The organism is Enterobacter sp. HG048 (assembly GCF_024702055.1).
Lineage (GTDB): Bacteria > Pseudomonadota > Gammaproteobacteria > Enterobacterales > Enterobacteriaceae > Enterobacter > Enterobacter dykesii.
In genome coordinates this window covers 470789-487365 of sequence record NZ_JANLIZ010000001.1, presented here as the reverse complement: position 1 = coordinate 487365, position 16577 = coordinate 470789, and the positions used below count along the sequence as shown (strand labels likewise).

Genomic DNA, 16577 nt, shown 5'->3' with positions numbered 1-16577 from the left:
GCGACACCTCAGAATGTTAGCGTGCTCACCTTCTTATTTTCCCTGGAGGGAAAATGTCCCGCGTATCACAGGCCAGGAGCCTGGGTAAATATTTCCTGCTCGTCGATAACATGCTGGTCGTGCTGGGCTTTTTTGTCGTGTTCCCTCTCATCTCGATTCGCTTCGTCGATCAAATGGGCTGGGCGGCATTAGTGGTCGGTATTGCGCTGGGGTTACGCCAGTTTGTCCAGCAGGGGCTGGGCGTCTTTGGCGGGGCCATTGCCGACCGCTTTGGTGCTAAACCGATGATCGTTACCGGCATGCTGCTGCGCGCGGCAGGCTTTGCCACGATGGCGGTCGCCCAGGAGCCCTGGCTGCTCTGGTTCTCCTGTTTCCTCTCCGGTATCGGGGGCACGCTGTTCGATCCGCCACGCACCGCGCTGGTGGTGAAGCTTATTCGCCCTCAGCACCGCGGCCGTTTCTTCTCGATTCTGATGATGCAGGACAGTGCCGGGGCGGTTGTCGGCGCCCTGCTGGGAAGCTGGCTGCTGCAGTATGACTTCCGTCTGGTCTGCGCCGCCGGTGCGGTGCTCTTTATTCTGTGCGCGCTGTTTAATGGCCTGTTCCTGCCCGCCTGGAAACTGTCGACGGTCAAAGCGCCGGTCCGGGAAGGGCTTGGCCGCGTCCTGCGCGACAAACGTTTTGTCACCTATGTGTTGACCCTGACGGGATATTACATGCTGGCTGTACAGGTCATGCTGATGCTGCCGATCATGGTTAACGACATCGCGGGGACCCCTGCAGCCGTTAAATGGATGTACGCCATCGAAGCCTGCCTGTCGTTAACGCTGCTTTATCCGATTGCCCGCTGGAGCGAGCGGCGTTTTCGTCTGGAGCATCGCCTGATGGCCGGGCTGTTCCTGATGACGCTGAGCATGATGCCGATCGGCCTGGTGAACTCTCTCCAGCAGCTGTTTACGCTGATTTGCACGTTCTATATAGGGTCGATCATCGCCGAGCCTGCCCGTGAAACGCTGAGCGCCTCGCTTGCGGATGCGCGTGCGCGCGGCAGCTATATGGGTTTCAGCCGGCTGGGGCTGGCGCTTGGCGGCGCATTAGGTTACGCCGGTGGCGGCTGGTTGTTTGATGCCGGCAAAGCGTTTAACCAGCCCGAACTTCCGTGGATGATGCTCGGCGCGGTGGGCTTTATGACGCTCCTTGCCCTGTGGTGGCAGTTCAGCCCGAAACGCAGCGCGAGCGGCATGCTCGAGCCAGGCGCGTAGCCTTTCCCTCGGGCGGGAGCTCCTCCCGCCCCACTTCTCAGTTTTTTCTGCTGGTTTCTGCCCATTCACGCTGACATACTGGCGCAACAGGACAGAAGCGCCGATTTTTCGTTGAGGAACACTATGAAGAAAATTGTCTTAGCCGCGGCATTAGTTGTCAGCGGTCTGCTGGTTGGCTGTAACCAGCTCACGCAATATACCGTCAGTGAACAGGAAATTAATCAGGCGCTGGAAAAACATAACAATTTCTCGAAAGACATTGGCGTACCGGGGCTGGCGGACGCCCATATCGTGCTCACAAACCTGACCAGCCAGATTGGACGTGAAGAGCCAAACAAAGTCACCCTGGCCGGTGATGCGGATCTCGATATGTCATCCCTCTTTGGCAATCAGAAGGCCAACATCAAGCTCAAGCTGAAGGCGCTCCCTGTTTTCAACAAAGAGAAAGGGGCAATTTTCCTGCAGGAGATGGAAGTCGTCGATGCGCAGGTGTCGCCGGACAAGATGGCGCCGGTTCTGCAAACCCTGATGCCCTATCTCAACCAGTCGCTGCGTAATTACTTTAACCAGCAGCCCGCGTACGTCTTAAGCGAAGACAAAAGCAAGGGTGAAGCTCTGGCGAAAAAATACGCAAAAGGCATAGAGGTGAAACCGGGAGAAATTATCATTCCTTTCACCGATTAACCTGAAGGGCGCTGCGGCGCCCTTTTTTTTACGGAAAAGTGTGCAAACGAAAACGTTTCCGCTTATGATTTGTGTCCGGCAAAAACAGCCATCCTTATGACTGATTCCTGACAAGCCGGAGCTTCCATGACTGCACAACCCCAGGTTCTTAAAATCCGCCGCCCTGACGACTGGCATATCCATCTGCGCGATGGCGATATGCTGAAAACCGTCGTGCCTTATACCAGCGAAATTTATGGCCGCGCGATTGTCATGCCTAACCTGGTTCCACCAGTCACCACCGTCGATGCCGCGAAGGCCTATCGCCAGCGCATCCTGGATGCCGTTCCTGCGGGACACGATTTTACCCCGTTGATGACCTGCTATCTTACCGACTCGCTGGACCCGAACGAAGTGGAGCGCGGGTTTAACGAAGGCGTATTTACGGCGGCGAAACTCTACCCGGCGAATGCTACCACCAACTCCAGCCACGGCGTTACCAGCATTGATGCCATCATGCCGGTTCTGGAACGCATGCAGAAACTGGGCATGCCGCTGCTGGTCCATGGTGAAGTCACGCATGCCGAGATTGACATCTTCGACCGTGAAGCCCGCTTTATCGAGACCGTAATGGAGCCTCTGCGCCAGCGCCTGCCCGCGCTTAAAGTGGTCTTTGAGCATATCACCACCAAAGACGCGGCAGAGTACGTGCGCGACGGCAACGATCTCATCGCCGCTACCATTACGCCGCAGCACCTGATGTTTAACCGTAACCACATGCTGGTGGGTGGGGTGCGTCCTCACCTGTACTGTCTGCCGATTCTCAAGCGCAACATCCACCAGCAGGCGCTGCGCGAGCTGGTCGCCAGCGGATTCACCCGCGCGTTCCTTGGCACCGATTCCGCACCTCACGCCCGCCACCGCAAAGAGGCAAGCTGCGGCTGTGCAGGCTGCTTCAACGCCCCAACGGCACTGGCCAGCTACGCGACCGTCTTTGAAGAGATGAACGCGCTCGAACATTTTGAAGCCTTCTGCTCCCTTAACGGCCCGCGCTTCTACGGCCTGCCGGTCAACGACACTTTCATCGAACTGGAGCGTAAAGCGAGCCACGTTGAGGAGTCCATTGCGCTGACGGATGACACGCTGATCCCGTTCCTGGCGGGTGAAACCGTTAACTGGACGGTAAAACGTTAAAAAATCAATGCCCCTTGTTGTCAAACCGATAATATACCTGTATAAATAAACAGTATATTACACAGGGGGCATTTATGCGTATTGAAGTCACCATAGCCAAAACAACCGTTCTGCCTGCCGGCGCGCTTGATGCACTGGCAGGCGAATTATCCCGCCGTATTAACAACACCTTTCCCGACAACGCGGGTGCCGTAACGGTGCGTTACGCCGCGGCGAACAACCTCTCCGTCATTGGTGCTGCGAAAGAAGATAAAGATCGCATCAGCGAAATCCTGCAGGAAACGTGGGAAAGCGCAGACGACTGGTTTATCACAGATTAACACTGCTCCCTCATTGTGTTTTTTTGCCGGGTCGCCCCGGCTTTTTTTTGTCTAAAAATCCTGCAAGTTCAAATTAATTCGGCATCTTCTTTAAAAATCGTGAACGAGATGGTGTTTTATTGTTCGAACAATCCTAAAAAGCAGAAAAATGTGTTGCCACCTGTTTATTTTTCCCGTTGGAACCCTTATTACTTGGTATACTGAAGTTGCTTTCAGAAAAACATGCATTGAACCTCAAAGCCGTTGTCTTCTAACACGCATTAAGGGGGTTATAATGGAAAAGAATAGTGAAGTGATCCAGACCCATCCACTGGTTGGCTGGGATATCAGTACCGTAGATAGCTACGATGCGCTGATGCTGCGTTTGCACTACCAGACCCCGAATCAACTCAACCGTGAAGAAGCGGAAGTTGGACAGACGCTGTGGCTAACAACAGACGTCGCCCGTCAGTTTATTTCTATTTTAGAGGCAGGTATTGCAAAAATAGAATCTGGCGACTATCAGGAAAATGAGTATAAACGGCACTAAGCTTATGCCCACTTTTCTCTCTACAGGCACCCTCGCGGTGCCTTATTTATTTCTCCCTTGTCTAACCCCGCGTTGTTAATTACTCTGCTAACAAAACATCAGTTTACGAGATGCATATGAGATACGACTTAATCATTATTGGTAGCGGCTCCGTGGGTTCCGCTGCCGGTTATTACGCAACGCAGGCAGGTCTGAAGGTCCTGATGATCGATGCCCATCTCCCTCCTCATGCGGAGGGTAGCCATCATGGCGATACCCGCCTCATGCGTCATGCGTATGGAGAAGGCGAGCGCTATGTACCGCTGGTGCTTCGCGCCCAGACGCTGTGGGACGAGCTGGCGAAGCAGACCGAAGAGCGTATTTTTGAGCGTACCGGCGTCATCAACCTTGGCCCTGCCCATTCTGATTTTCTCGCCAGCGTCGAGCGCAGCGCAAAAGCCTATAATCTTGATGTCGAGAAGCTGGACGCGACGGGCATTACCGCGCGCTGGCCTGAAATTACCGTCCCGGATGATTACATCGGCCTCTTTGAAGCCCACTCTGGCGTGCTGCATTGTGAAACGGCGATCAAAACCTGGATCGATCTTGCCGCGAAAGCTGGCTGTGCGCAGCTGTTTAACTGTCCGGTAGAGGCTATCACCCATGACATGAATGGCGTCACGGTAACGACCCTTGACGGTGACTATTCAGCGTCCCGCCTGCTCGTCAGCGCAGGAACCTGGGTTACTCGCCTGCTGCCGGAACTGCCAATCCAGCCGGTACGTAAGGTCTTCTCCTGGTTCCAGTCGGATGGGCGCTACAGCGCGCAGAATAAATTCCCGGCCTTCACCGGCGAATTGCCGAATGGCGATCAGTTCTACGGTTTCCCTTCCGAGAAAGACGCGCTGAAAATCGGTAAACACAACGGGGGCCAGGTTATCTCCTCCCCTGAAGAGCGTAAACCCTTCGGTGCCTGGCCACAGGATGGTTCAGAAGCCTTCTCGTTTCTGCGCAATATTCTTCCAGGCGTTGGCGGCTTGCTGTATGGCGCGGCCTGTACCTACGACAACACGCCGGATGAAGACTTTATCATTGATACGCTGCCGGGGCATGACAACGTTCTGCTGATCACCGGGCTAAGCGGCCACGGCTTTAAATTTGCTTCCGTGCTAGGTGAAATCGCCGCGCAGTTTGCCCAGGGCATCACGCCGCAGTTTGATCTGACGCCCTTCTCCCTCTCGCGTTTTAACGGATAATCCGCCACGGGCTCCGGAGGTACCGGAGCCCATTTCACTCACACTGCATTACGGGTCATTATGCGCAGGATCGTTAGCTTTCTGATGAATAATATTCGCGAGCATTTTATGCTCTATATCTTACTGTGGGCGCTGCTGGCCATTATTGATTTTGTTTACATTGTATTTTACTGAAAGCCCCGATTGACAATAATTGACATTTATTTAGCTTTACTGAAACTCTCAATTCCATCTTGCACGAAGACATTGAATTACCTTTATCAATCCTGTTCAAAAGCGCTGAAATAAATAAAATAAAAATCAATAGACAATTTTTTCAGTTGCAATATCACATCTTCCCGTTCATTTTTACCCTTCGGTTAATTTGAAAATGGACATTCTGATGCAACTGCGTAACTCCTCCCGGCGCTACGGAATAATATCCATAGGTTTGCACTGGATATTTGCTCTTGCCGTCTACGGTATGTTTGGCCTTGGCCTCTGGATGGTCACGCTCAGCTATTATGACGGCTGGTATCACCAGGCACCGGAGTTACATAAAAGCATTGGCGTTCTCCTGATGTTGGGGCTGGTCTTCCGCGTGATCTGGCGACATATTTCCCCGCCGCCCGCCGCGCCAAAGACCCACAGCAAATTTACCCGCGTCAGTGCAGTCGCCGCGCATATTGCCCTCTATGCACTGCTGTTTGGCATCCTGATTAGCGGCTATCTCATTTCGACGGCTGACGGTAAGCCGATTAACGTCTTTGGCCTGTTCGAGGTTCCGGCAACATTTAGCGATGCCGGGGCCCAGGCCGACACGGCGGGGGTCATTCACCTCTGGCTTGCCTGGAGCGTGGTGATCCTGTCCGTGCTGCACGGGCTTGCCGCCCTCAAACACCATTTTATTGATAAAGACGATACGCTAAAGCGCATGCTTGGCCGCTCGTCAGTTGACTCTGGAGCATAAAATGAAAAAACACCTGCTGGGTATCGCCCTGGGTTCTCTGTTATTCACCGCCGGTTCCGCCGTGGCGGCTGATTATAAAATTGATAAAGAAGGTCAGCACGCTTTCGTCAATTTCCGTATTCAGCACCTGGGATACAGCTGGCTGTACGGCACCTTTAAGGATTTTGACGGCTCGTTCACCTTTGACGAAAAAAATCCCGCGGCCGATAAAGTCAATGTGACGATTAATACGAACAGCGTCGACACGAACCACGCAGAGCGCGATAAACACCTGCGCAGTGGGGAGTTCCTCAACGTCGCGAAATTCCCGCAGGCGACCTTCACTTCAACTGAGGTGAAGAAAGACGGTGATAAGCTAAATATTACCGGCAATCTGACGCTTAATGGCGTAATCAAACCGGTCACGCTTGATGCTAAATTACTGGGTCAGGGTGACGATCCGTGGGGCGGTAAACGCGCAGGTTTTGAAGCGGCGGGTAAAATTCACCTGAAAGATTTTAATATCACAACGGATTTAGGCCCGGCGTCTCAGGACGTTGAGCTGATTATATCCGTTGAAGGTATACAGCAGAAATCATAATAGATTCGCCCGGCAGGCTTTCGCCGTGCCGGGCGTTATTATCATTCCGGGTCAGGGATACCCAGTTTGGTATTCAGACGACCGCGTGATTTATTAAAAATCTTGTTGCCGTTTTCACGTCCTGCGCGACGGCGACGCTGCTCTTCTTCCGGCAGGATGCTCTCTTCGCTGCACAGTTCGCTACAGCAGCCGTTAAACTTCTCGGCACAGGCCGGGCACTGAATGAACAGCAGATGACACCCGTCGTTTTTGCAGTTGGTGTGGGTATCACACGGTGCGCCGCACTGGTGGCACTGGGCAATAACGTCTTCCGAGATACGCTCACCCATACGCTCGTCAAAGACAAAGTTTTTCCCGATAAAGCGTACCGGTAAACCCTGCTCACGGGCGCGGCGGGCGTACTCGATAATGCCGCCTTCAATATGCCAGACCTTATTAAAGCCGTTGTGCTTCATCCACGCGCTGGCTTTCTCACAGCGGATACCGCCGGTGCAGTACATAACGATCTTTTTATCTTTATGTTCCTGCATCATCTCAACCGCTTTGGGCAGCTGCTCGCGGAAGGTATCGGCCGGGATTTCCATCGCGTTCTCAAAATGCCCCACTTCGTATTCATAGTGGTTACGCATATCAATGAACACGGCATCCGGATCGTCCAGCATCGCATTCACTTCCGCAGCCTTGAGATATTCACCGACATCCGCCGCGTTAAACGCAGGATCGTCGATACCGTCCGCCACGATGCGTTCACGCACCTTCATGCGCAGCACCCAGAAGGATTTCCCGTCGTCATCCAGGGCAATGTTCAGGCGTAAGCCGTTAAGGGCAGGGTCAAATTGATAAAGTACGTCACGGAAAGAGCTGACTTTACTTTCCGGTACGCTAATCTGCGCGTTGATGCCTTCACGGGCAAGGTAGACGCGTCCGAAGACGTTCAGCGCCGTGAACGCCTGATAAAGCGCATCGCGGGTCGCCTGCGGATCGTCGATCGTGAAGTATTTATAGAAAGAGATGGTTGTGCGCGGTTCGGTTTCAGCCAACATACGCGCTTTCAACATCTCATTCGACACGCGGTTGTGTAACACTGGCATGGTGTACAGTCCTGGAATCGTTAGAGAGAATGAAAAATCGGTCGGCATCATATAGCAAACAAAACCAATTTACATCCCCACAATTTACGCTACATTTCACACACCCTGATTAATCAGGCTTAACAATTGCTGTATTCGTGTACGCTTCGAAAGCAGATATTTTGGCTATGTCTCAAAAAATGAGACACTAGCAAAACAGGACGTTTGAACACAGGAAAGACATGACCCAGTTACCAAAATTTACTGCCGCCCTTTTGCATCCCCGCTATTGGTTGACCTGGCTTGGCATCGGCTTTTTATGGCTTCTGGTACAGCTTCCCTACCCTGTTATTTTTCGGTTGGGTAAATTTCTGGGCCGTTTCGCACAGCTGTTTATGAAGCGTCGCGCCAGAATCGCGTACCGTAATCTTGAGCTGTGTTTTCCGCAGATGAGCGAGTCAGAGCGTCACGATATGGTCTCGAAGAATTTCGAATCCGTCGGGATGGGGCTCATGGAGACCGGCATGGCGTGGTTCTGGCCGGACAAACGCATGGCCCGCTGGAGCGAGGTGACGGGGACCGGCATGGAGCCGGTGCATACGCTTCAGGCCAATCAGACGGGCGTTCTGCTGATCGGCGTCCATTTTCTGACGCTGGAAATCGGGGCGCGCATGTTCGGCATGCAGGCGCCTGGCATTGGCGTTTATCGTCCTAACGATAACCCGGTCATTGATTTAATCCAGACCAACGGCCGCATGCGTTCCAACAAAAGCATGATCGACCGTAAGGATCTGAAGGGGATGATCCGCGCGCTGAAATCCGGTGAAGTGGTCTGGTACGCCCCCGACCACGACTATGGCCCGCAGGCCAGCGTATTTGTTCCCTTCTTCGCCGTTGAAGAGGCCGCCACAACGACCGGTACCTGGATGCTGGCGCGGATGTCTAAAGCCGCCATCGTGCCTTTCGTCCCTCGCCGTAAGCAGGATGGTTCAGGCTACGAGCTAATGATGCTGGAACCGGAGCTTGCGCCACCGCTTGACGATGCGGAAACCACCGCGCGCTGGATGAACAGCGTTGTGGAGAAGTGCATCATGCTGGCGCCCGAGCAGTATATGTGGCTGCACCGCCGTTTTAAAACGCGGCCACAAGGCACGCCGTCCCGCTATTAATCCTCATGCGGTCCTCAGGCCGCATGCCGTTTTAGCTTTAAAAGCTCCTCGTCATTGCGGCAATCATAACCCAGGCGCATAATTAGCAGGCTTATTACTTTATGCTTCAGGTGCTCTGCACCTCATTATGCGGATAGTTATGTCACCCTCAGATGCCCCCATAAACTGGAAGCGTAACCTCACGGTTGCGTGGCTTGGCTGTTTTCTCACTGGCGCTGCGTTTAGCCTGGTCATGCCCTTCCTGCCGCTCTACGTCGAACAGCTTGGCGTGACGGGCCACAGCGCGCTCAATATGTGGTCCGGCCTGGTATTCAGCATCACGTTTCTCTTTTCCGCGATGGCCTCGCCCTTCTGGGGCGGCCTTGCCGACCGCAAGGGACGTAAAATCATGCTGCTGCGTTCGGCGCTGGGGATGGCCATTATCATGGCGCTGATGGGCGTGGCGCAGAACGTCTGGCAGTTTCTGATCCTGCGTGCGCTGCTGGGCTTGTTGGGGGGATTTATTCCCAACGCGAATGCGCTGATTGCCACGCAAATTCCCCGCCATAAGAGCGGCTGGGCGCTCGGGACGCTCTCTACCGGCGGCGTGAGCGGTGCTCTGCTGGGACCGCTGGCCGGGGGATTACTGGCGGATAACTACGGCCTACGCCCGGTGTTCTTTATCACCGCCAGCGTGTTGTTCCTGTGCTTTATCGTCACCCTGCTCTGTATCCGGGAAAACTTCACGCCTGTCGCCAAAAAAGAGATGCTCCACGCCAGGGAGGTGCTAACCTCGCTTAAAAATCCCAGACTGGTGCTGAGCCTGTTCGTGACGACAATGATTATCCAGGTGGCTACCGGGTCGATTGCCCCTATTCTGACGCTGTACGTTCGCGACCTGGCAGGTAACGTCAGCAGTATTGCGTTCATCAGCGGGCTGATTGCCTCCGTACCCGGCGTGGCGGCGCTGTTGAGCGCCCCGAGACTGGGAAAACTGGGGGACCGGGTGGGTCCCGAGAAAATCCTGATCTGCGCGCTGGCGATCTCCGTCCTGCTGCTTATCCCGATGTCGATGGTGCAGTCTCCGTGGCAGCTGGGCTTACTTCGCTTTTTGCTGGGTGCCGCCGACGGCGCGTTGCTGCCCGCCGTACAGACCCTGCTGGTTTACAACTCCACGAACCAGATTGCCGGGCGTATTTTTAGCTATAACCAGTCATTCCGCGATATCGGTAACGTCACCGGACCGCTGCTCGGGGCCGGGATTTCCGCCAGCTTCGGTTTTCGCGCCGTCTTTATCGTGACGGCGGGCGTCGTGTTGTTCAATGCCATCTATTCATGGTTCAGTTTATCCCGCGCGCTGCGGCCCGTGACGGAATAAGACGAACGCCTGACAGCTTATTTTCGCATTCATACTTGCAGAATCTTATATTCAGCTATTCTTTCCCTGAAACCTTCTGGAAAACAGGGAGACACCAATGACCATGTACGCCACGCTGGAAGAAGCTATTGATGCCGCTCGTGAAGAGTTCCTCGCCGACAATCCCGGCGTTGAAGAAGAAGATGCTGACGTGCAACAGCTTAATATCCAAAAATACGTTCTGCAGGATGGGGATATTATGTGGCAGGCCGAATTCTTTGCCGATGAAGGTGAAGAAGGGGAATGTTTGCCGATATTAAGTGGTGAAGGTGCGCAGGCCGTCTTTGATGGCGACTATGACGAAATCGAACTTCGGCAGGAATGGCTGGAAGAGAACACCCTGCACGAGTGGGATGAGGGTGAGTTTCAGCTCGAGCCGCCGCTGGATACGGAAGAAGGTCAAACCGCAGCCGACGAGTGGGACGAGCGTTAATTTACGCTATTCGTAAGGGCCGTGGCTGGCATCGATCGGCAGCAACAGCGTGTCGAAAATCAGCGAAAACGGCAGATCGAGCACGGTCAGGTAGCGCCACGCGGAATCACGAAGATCCCATTTCACGCCCGGGTAATACTGATTTCCGTGGCCTTGCCCTGGAATGGTGCGACTGATGATACTGCCGCAGCCGCTGAGCAGGCATGCCATCATGATGATGATGATGATTCTCATCTCTAACCTCTAAAAAAATACCGGCCTCACAGCCGGTATTTTGTTTATTACGGAGAAGGCTTACTTCGACTTCAGCGCAAGCGGATTCAGCTTCACGTCCTTATAGTAGTTCACCCACGAAGAGTATTTCTCCGGAGCGGACCACACGCGGTAGTGAAGACGCGCCATTGTCACCGGGTCGCTCAACAGCACCAGACGACGGTCGCGGTTGAGTTTTTCTGGGGTCTCGTTAAGCGCCTGCTCAACGTGACGATCGCGGGCAATCTCCAGCACCTGGCTGGCGCGGTGACGCGCGGTCGCCATTGCCGTCGCCAGGGCGTTGAATGACGGGTTAAACACGGCGTGCATGAAGCCGTCATCCAGCGAGCGAATGCGGTTCTGTTCCAGGTAACGATCGGTATCCACCAGCACCTGCGGCGGGGAATACTCTTCCGGGATCAGGAACAGTTTCCAGCGTTTGGTTCGCAGCCCCACCGTTGAACGGCTGGAAATCACGGACACAAACGGCGACAGGATCAGCGAGAAGACAATCGGCGCCAGCCAGAACAGGAAGCGCAGATCCAGCCACGCCATCCCGGCCGCCCATACCAGACCCAGCAGCAGCTGAGAACCGTGGCGCATAAAGGCTTCACCCCACGGCGTGGAGTCGTCATCACGCTGCGGTGAGTTCCAGACCACTTCCCAGCCCAGGAACGCACTGACCACAAACACGGTGTGGAACAGCATACGTACCGGCGCCAGCAGGACGGAGAACAGCACTTCCAGCAGCAGTGAAAGGGTCACGCGGAAGAAACCGCCGTACTCTTTCGAGCCTTTGCACCAGATCAGGATGATGCTGAGCAGCTTAGGCAGGAACAGCAGCACCATGGTGGAGGCAAACAGCGCAATCGCCAGCTCCGGACGCCACTGCGGCCACACCGGGAACAGCTGGCGCGGTTGCAGGAAGTATTGCGGCTCCGTCAGGGCATGGACGACCTGCAGCGCAGTGGAGAGCGCGAGGAACATAAACCACAGCGGCGCGGAAAGATAAGACATCACGCCCGTCAGGAACACCGCGCGGTGTACCGGGTGCATCCCTTTAACAAGGAACAGGCGGAAGTTCATCAGGTTACCGTGACACCAGCGGCGGTCACGCTTGAGCTCGTCCAGCAGGTTCGGCGGCAGCTCTTCGTACGATCCCGGCAGGTCGTAGGCAATCCAGACGCCCCAGCCAGCACGACGCATCAGCGCCGCTTCCACGAAGTCATGCGACAGGATAGAACCGGCAAACGACCCCTCACCCGGCAGCGGCGCCAGCGCACAGTGTTCGATGAACGGCTTCACGCGAATAATGGCGTTGTGGCCCCAGTAGTGCGACTCACCCAGCTGCCAGAAGTGCAGACCCGCCGTAAACAGCGGCCCGTAAACACGGGTGGCGAACTGCTGGCAGCGCGCATACAGCGTGTCCATACCGGACGCTTTCGGCGAAGACTGAATGATACCCGCGTTCGGGTTGGCCTCCATCAGACGCACCAGACCGCTCAGGCAGTCACCGCTCATCACGGAGTCAGCGTCCAGCACCACCATGTAGCTGTACTGGTTACCCCAGCGACGGCAGAAGTCATCGATGTTACCGCTTTTACGCTTCACGCGACGACGGCGGCGGCGGTAGAAGATCTGGCCTTCGCCCTGCACTTCTGCAATCAGCTCCATCCACGCTTTTTGTTCCGCCACGCAGATATCCGGGTTGTAGCTGTCGCTCAGGATGTAAACGTCGAAATGCTCCGCGTTGCCGGTCGCCTTCACGGACTCCCAGGTCGCACGCAGGCCCGCGAATACGCGGTCAACGTCTTCGTTACAGATAGGCATAATCAGCGCGGTACGGTGCTCAGGATTGAGGGGTTCATCCCCAACCGTTGACGCTGAAATGCTGTATTTGTCACGCCCCATGAGCAATTGCAGGAAGCCCATCAGCGCGGTCCAGAAACCGGCCGAGACCCAGCAGAAGAGGACCGCGAACAGCAGGAGAATGCCGCTCTGCAGGATATACGGCAGCAGCTGCATGAAGGAGACCCAGAGATCCTGGCCCATCATGTCCGTCGGATTGATAAACGCCCAGCCCTGGTAAGGCAGGATAGTTTTCATGTACCAGGTCGCGACGACCGTCTGCGCCAGCGTCAGAAGCAGCAGGATATAGCGACGGATTGTCCCCACGGTACGCCATTTCTGTTCGGACGCCTGCTCTTCTTTTGTCAGGCGTGACAGATAGCGCGGCGTCACATCACGCCCGCGCAGGCGATCCCAGAAGCGACCCACCGGGTTGGTGCGCCATGGATCGGGGAACATAGAGGAACGCGTAGCCTTCGGCATCGCCTGAAGCTGAGCGCGTCCTTCATCGTCTTTAATCAACTGCCCTTCCGCCAGCGAGTCCGGCCAGGCCTGCTCCAGACGTGCCTTGACTGACCCGAGCGGCGTATCATCATCACGGGAAAACGTATGATGTTCACCATCCAGCGCGGTGTGAACCGCGCGGATGTCGCTCTTTGGCAGTGCCGCTTTTTCGATATCCGTCAGCGGCATGGCATCAATATATTCAGATGTATTATTCATTGGCAGGTAGCTGATAGCTCCAGGTTTCACTCAGCGGCTGATCGTTACTGACCAGCGCAGCACGCATTTCAGTGGTCTGTTTCGGATCTTTCACTTTCACGCGCAGGGTCAGACGCCAGCCTTTGGTTACCGGGTTGTAACGCACGGTATTCTCAACGATTTCACCGTTATCACCGATGCTGGCCTGAGCGGCTACGGCGGTGTCCGGCGACAGTTTCTTCATATCCTGGCCTGTGAAGTCCACGACAAACGCCACGGTACCGTCAGGCTGACGGATAAGATTAGACTGCTTCACATCACCCGTTGAGCGGCGAGTCTGCATCACATACGCGTTATCCGGCGCATGCAGCTTATCTTCGTCGCGGCTGAAGGTAATGGTGTACTTGAAGTTCATCTCTTTACCGGCTTCCGGCAGCTGATCCGGCGTCCAGTAAGCGACGATGTTATCGTTGGTTTCGTCGTTGGTTGGAATTTCTACCAGCTCGACCTTGCCTTTACCCCAGTCACCGTTTGGCGTGACCCAGGCGCTTGGACGCTGGTCATAGCGATCGTCCAAATCTTCAAAGCGGGAGAACTGACGACCACGCTGCAGCAGGCCAAAACCTTGCGGGTTTTCCATTGCAAAGCTGCTTACTGCCAGATGTTTCGGGTTATTCAGCGGACGCCAGATCCACTCACCGTTGCCGGCATGAATAGACAGACCGTTGGAGTCGTGCAGTTCCGGACGGAAATTGGTTGCCGGTGACGGCTGGTTCGGCCCAAACAGGAACATACTGGTCAACGGCGCAACGCCCAGCTTGCCCACTTTATCACGCAGGTAAACCTTGGACTGCACGTCAACCACCGTGTCACGACCCGGCATAATCACAAAGCGATAGGCACCGGTTGCACGCGGGGAATCCAGCAGCGCATAAATGGTCAGACGCTTATCCGTTGGTTTTGGACGTTCAATCCAGAACTCACGGAAACGTGGGAACTCTTCACCTGATGGCAGCGCGGTATCAATTGCCAGACCACGCGCAGAAAGCCCGTACACCTGCCCCGCGCCGATAACGCGGAAATAGCTGGCTCCAAGCATGCTGACGATTTCGTCGTTTTTATCTTTGCTGTTGATCGGGTAAAGCACCTTAAAGCCTGCGAAGCCCAGGTCTTTCACCGTATCTTTGTCGTGTTGCACATTGCCAAAATTGAAGTAATCCGGGCTGTACTTGATCTTACGTACCGCGGTTGCCGTCACTTCATTGATGGCAACAGGCGTGTCGAAGTACATACCCTGATGATAAAATTCAAGCTTGAACGGGGTTTTAATATTGCTCCAGTACGCTTTGTCGTGATTGAACTGGATCTGCTGATAGTCCGCATACTTCATGTCGCGGAAAACGGAGGGCAAGTTACTTTTCGGCGCTTCGTAGCTCTTGCCTGCCATCGATTTTGCCTGTTTTGCGACATCGTCGATGTTAAAGGCCAGTGCCGATGAGGTATACAGTGATAACACCACTGCAGCACCCAACCAACGCATTTTCATCATCTGTGGTTTATGTTTCATAATAAGTAAGCACTTCCCCCTTTGTGTGCTTATATCGATCCGATCCATTTTAATGGAAACTCAGGCAATCCGACAACATTATCACTGCTTTGTTCAGCTGCTGGCTCATGGAATAAGCAAATGAAAGAACCCGCTATTCACTTTGCGTGCTTATCCTGGAGACAGGGTGTCGGTCTTGGTGTAGGGTTGGCTTCGAATGTAACCATTATGAGTCTTAGGGATAAGACGAAAAGTCTGAGAATGCACAACGTTATATGAGCACAACACTAACAGAACGTGAATATTTCCTCGACTCGATCAGGGCCTGGCTGATGCTATTGGGGATCCCCTTTCACATTTCATTGATTTACTCCAGCCACACCTGGCATGTGAATAGCCAGATGCCCTCCTGGTGGCTGACGCTGTTTAATGACTTTATTCACGCCTTCCGTATGCAGGTGTTCTTCGTCATATCCGGCTATTTTTCTTACATGTTATTTCTGCGATACCCGCTCAAGCGCTGGTGGAAAGTTCGCGTAGAGCGCGTGGGGATCCCCATGCTGACCGCCATTCCTCTGCTGACGCTGCCTCAGTTCATTATGTTGCAGTACGTGAAGGGCAAGGCGGAGAACTGGCCGAACCTTACGCTGTATGAAAAGTACAATACGCTGGTCTGGGAGCTGGTGTCTCACCTGTGGTTCCTGCTGGTGCTGGTGGTGCTCACAACGGTGAGCCTGTTGATTTTCAGCCGACTGCGCCATCATCTGAGTACAAAAGCCGACACCTTCTTCGCCAACGTTACGATGGGCAAACTGTCAGTGCTCTTCTTGCTGTTGGGGATTGCCTATGCCGCCGTGCGACGGACGCTGCTCATCGTCTATCCGCCGATTTTGAGCGACGGGTTATTTAATTTTGTAGTGATGCAGTCCCTGTTCTACATTCCGTTCTTTTTAATCGGCGCGCTGGCCTTTATTTATCCGAAGCTTAAATCACTGTTTGTCACCCCGTCACCGTGGTGCGCGCTGGGGGCAAGCCTCGCGTTCGCGGCCTATCTGCTGAATCAGCGCTACGGCAGCGGCGACGCCTGGATGTATGAAACGGAAAGCGTGATCACTATGCTGCTGGGCCTGTGGATGGTGAACGTGGTATTCGCGCTGGGCCACCGCTTGCTGAACTTTAAATCCAGTCGCGTGACCTACTTCGTTAATGCATCACTGTTTATCTATCTGGTGCATCACCCGTTGACGCTTTTCTTCGGGGCTTACATCACACCGCACATCGCTTCCAACACGCTGGGCTTCTTTACCGGGCTGGTGTTTGTTGTAGGGGTGGCAATCGTACTCTACGAAATCCATCTGCGGATCCCGCTCCTGCGCTTCCTCTTTTCAGGAAAACCGCAGGCAAAAGCCTCATAAATCACGCGGCGCAC

General features: G+C 54.4%; 17 protein-coding genes. 13 read left to right on the top strand and 4 right to left on the bottom strand.

All coding sequences use genetic code 11. The features are described 5' to 3' along the window. The first annotated feature begins 53 nt into the window (after nucleotides 1-53). The 9 genes from mdtH to NUX24_RS02325 all read left to right on the top strand — a co-directional run bounded on the left by mdtH (nucleotide 54) and on the right by NUX24_RS02325 (nucleotide 6732). Nucleotides 54-1262, top strand: coding sequence for a multidrug efflux MFS transporter MdtH (gene mdtH / locus NUX24_RS02365; RefSeq protein ID WP_047650852.1), 1209 nt, complete (start codon nucleotides 54-56; stop codon nucleotides 1260-1262). Nucleotides 1263-1385: 123 nt separating this feature from the next. Continuing rightward, the gene (locus NUX24_RS02360; protein ID WP_045910186.1) at nucleotides 1386-1946 is read left to right on the top strand and encodes a lipoprotein; all 561 of its coding nucleotides are present in this window, start codon (nucleotides 1386-1388) and stop codon (nucleotides 1944-1946) included. Nucleotides 1947-2072: 126 nt separating this feature from the next. Continuing rightward, the gene (pyrC, locus tag NUX24_RS02355; RefSeq protein ID WP_126328224.1) at nucleotides 2073-3119 is read left to right on the top strand and encodes a dihydroorotase; all 1047 of its coding nucleotides are present in this window, start codon (nucleotides 2073-2075) and stop codon (nucleotides 3117-3119) included. A gap of 74 nt (nucleotides 3120-3193) precedes the next feature. After that, nucleotides 3194-3439, top strand: coding sequence for a DNA damage-inducible protein I (dinI, locus tag NUX24_RS02350; protein ID WP_008500826.1), 246 nt, complete (start codon nucleotides 3194-3196; stop codon nucleotides 3437-3439). Between the two features lie 274 nt (nucleotides 3440-3713). Beyond that, a complete protein-coding gene (gene bssS / locus NUX24_RS02345) occupies nucleotides 3714-3968 on the top strand; it encodes a biofilm formation regulator BssS (RefSeq protein WP_008500827.1) in 255 nt (84 codons plus the stop codon). A 116-nt stretch (nucleotides 3969-4084) separates the two neighbouring features. Continuing rightward, nucleotides 4085-5203, top strand: a complete 1119-nt coding sequence (gene solA / locus NUX24_RS02340; RefSeq protein WP_257829725.1) for an N-methyl-L-tryptophan oxidase — start codon at nucleotides 4085-4087, stop codon at nucleotides 5201-5203. A gap of 60 nt (nucleotides 5204-5263) precedes the next feature. Then, nucleotides 5264-5377, top strand: coding sequence for a YceO family protein (locus NUX24_RS02335; RefSeq protein ID WP_032638658.1), 114 nt, complete (start codon nucleotides 5264-5266; stop codon nucleotides 5375-5377). Nucleotides 5378-5585: 208 nt separating this feature from the next. Next, nucleotides 5586-6152: a cytochrome b gene (locus NUX24_RS02330; RefSeq protein ID WP_126328221.1), complete on the top strand. Its 567-nt coding sequence runs from the start codon at nucleotides 5586-5588 to the stop codon at nucleotides 6150-6152. Between the two features lies 1 nt (nucleotide 6153). Next, nucleotides 6154-6732, top strand: coding sequence for a YceI family protein (locus NUX24_RS02325; RefSeq protein WP_257829724.1), 579 nt, complete (start codon nucleotides 6154-6156; stop codon nucleotides 6730-6732). A 41-nt stretch (nucleotides 6733-6773) separates the two neighbouring features. On the opposite strand, the gene NUX24_RS02320 is transcribed toward NUX24_RS02325, so the two are convergent. After that, on the bottom strand, nucleotides 6774-7823 hold the full coding sequence (locus NUX24_RS02320; RefSeq protein ID WP_257829723.1) for a rhodanese-related sulfurtransferase: 1050 nt from the start codon (nucleotides 7821-7823) through the stop codon (nucleotides 6774-6776). Nucleotides 7824-8044: 221 nt separating this feature from the next. Here NUX24_RS02320 and NUX24_RS02315 point away from each other — a divergent pair, with 221 nt between their 5' ends. From NUX24_RS02315 to NUX24_RS02305, 3 genes are all read left to right on the top strand, one after another. Further along, entirely contained in the window at nucleotides 8045-8971 is a 927-nt protein-coding gene (locus NUX24_RS02315; RefSeq protein WP_257829722.1) for a Kdo(2)-lipid IV(A) acyltransferase, read from the top strand. Nucleotides 8972-9110: 139 nt separating this feature from the next. Beyond that, the gene (mdtG, locus tag NUX24_RS02310; RefSeq protein WP_214575488.1) at nucleotides 9111-10328 is read left to right on the top strand and encodes a multidrug efflux MFS transporter MdtG; all 1218 of its coding nucleotides are present in this window, start codon (nucleotides 9111-9113) and stop codon (nucleotides 10326-10328) included. A gap of 97 nt (nucleotides 10329-10425) precedes the next feature. After that, on the top strand, nucleotides 10426-10800 hold the full coding sequence (locus tag NUX24_RS02305; RefSeq protein ID WP_023311118.1) for a MysB family protein: 375 nt from the start codon (nucleotides 10426-10428) through the stop codon (nucleotides 10798-10800). Between the two features lie 6 nt (nucleotides 10801-10806). Here NUX24_RS02305 and NUX24_RS02300 read toward each other — a convergent pair whose 3' ends face one another. The 3 genes from NUX24_RS02300 to mdoG are packed head-to-tail and all read right to left on the bottom strand — an operon-like array spanning nucleotide 10807 to nucleotide 15169. Next, the gene (locus NUX24_RS02300; RefSeq protein ID WP_047650845.1) at nucleotides 10807-11034 is read right to left on the bottom strand and encodes a YceK/YidQ family lipoprotein; all 228 of its coding nucleotides are present in this window, start codon (nucleotides 11032-11034) and stop codon (nucleotides 10807-10809) included. Between the two features lie 60 nt (nucleotides 11035-11094). Then, nucleotides 11095-13623 carry a glucans biosynthesis glucosyltransferase MdoH gene (mdoH, locus tag NUX24_RS02295; protein ID WP_257829721.1) on the bottom strand — a complete coding sequence of 843 codons (2529 nt, stop codon included), beginning with the start codon at nucleotides 13621-13623 and terminating at the stop codon, nucleotides 11095-11097. Further along, nucleotides 13616-15169, bottom strand: a complete 1554-nt coding sequence (gene mdoG / locus NUX24_RS02290) for a glucans biosynthesis protein MdoG (RefSeq protein ID WP_021240787.1) — start codon at nucleotides 15167-15169, stop codon at nucleotides 13616-13618. The genes mdoH and mdoG overlap by 8 nt, the downstream gene beginning before the upstream one ends. A 254-nt stretch (nucleotides 15170-15423) precedes the next feature. On the opposite strand from mdoG, the gene mdoC reads away from it, so the two are divergent. After that, nucleotides 15424-16563: a glucans biosynthesis protein MdoC gene (gene mdoC / locus NUX24_RS02285; RefSeq protein WP_257829720.1), complete on the top strand. Its 1140-nt coding sequence runs from the start codon at nucleotides 15424-15426 to the stop codon at nucleotides 16561-16563. Nucleotides 16564-16577 lie beyond the last annotated feature (14 nt).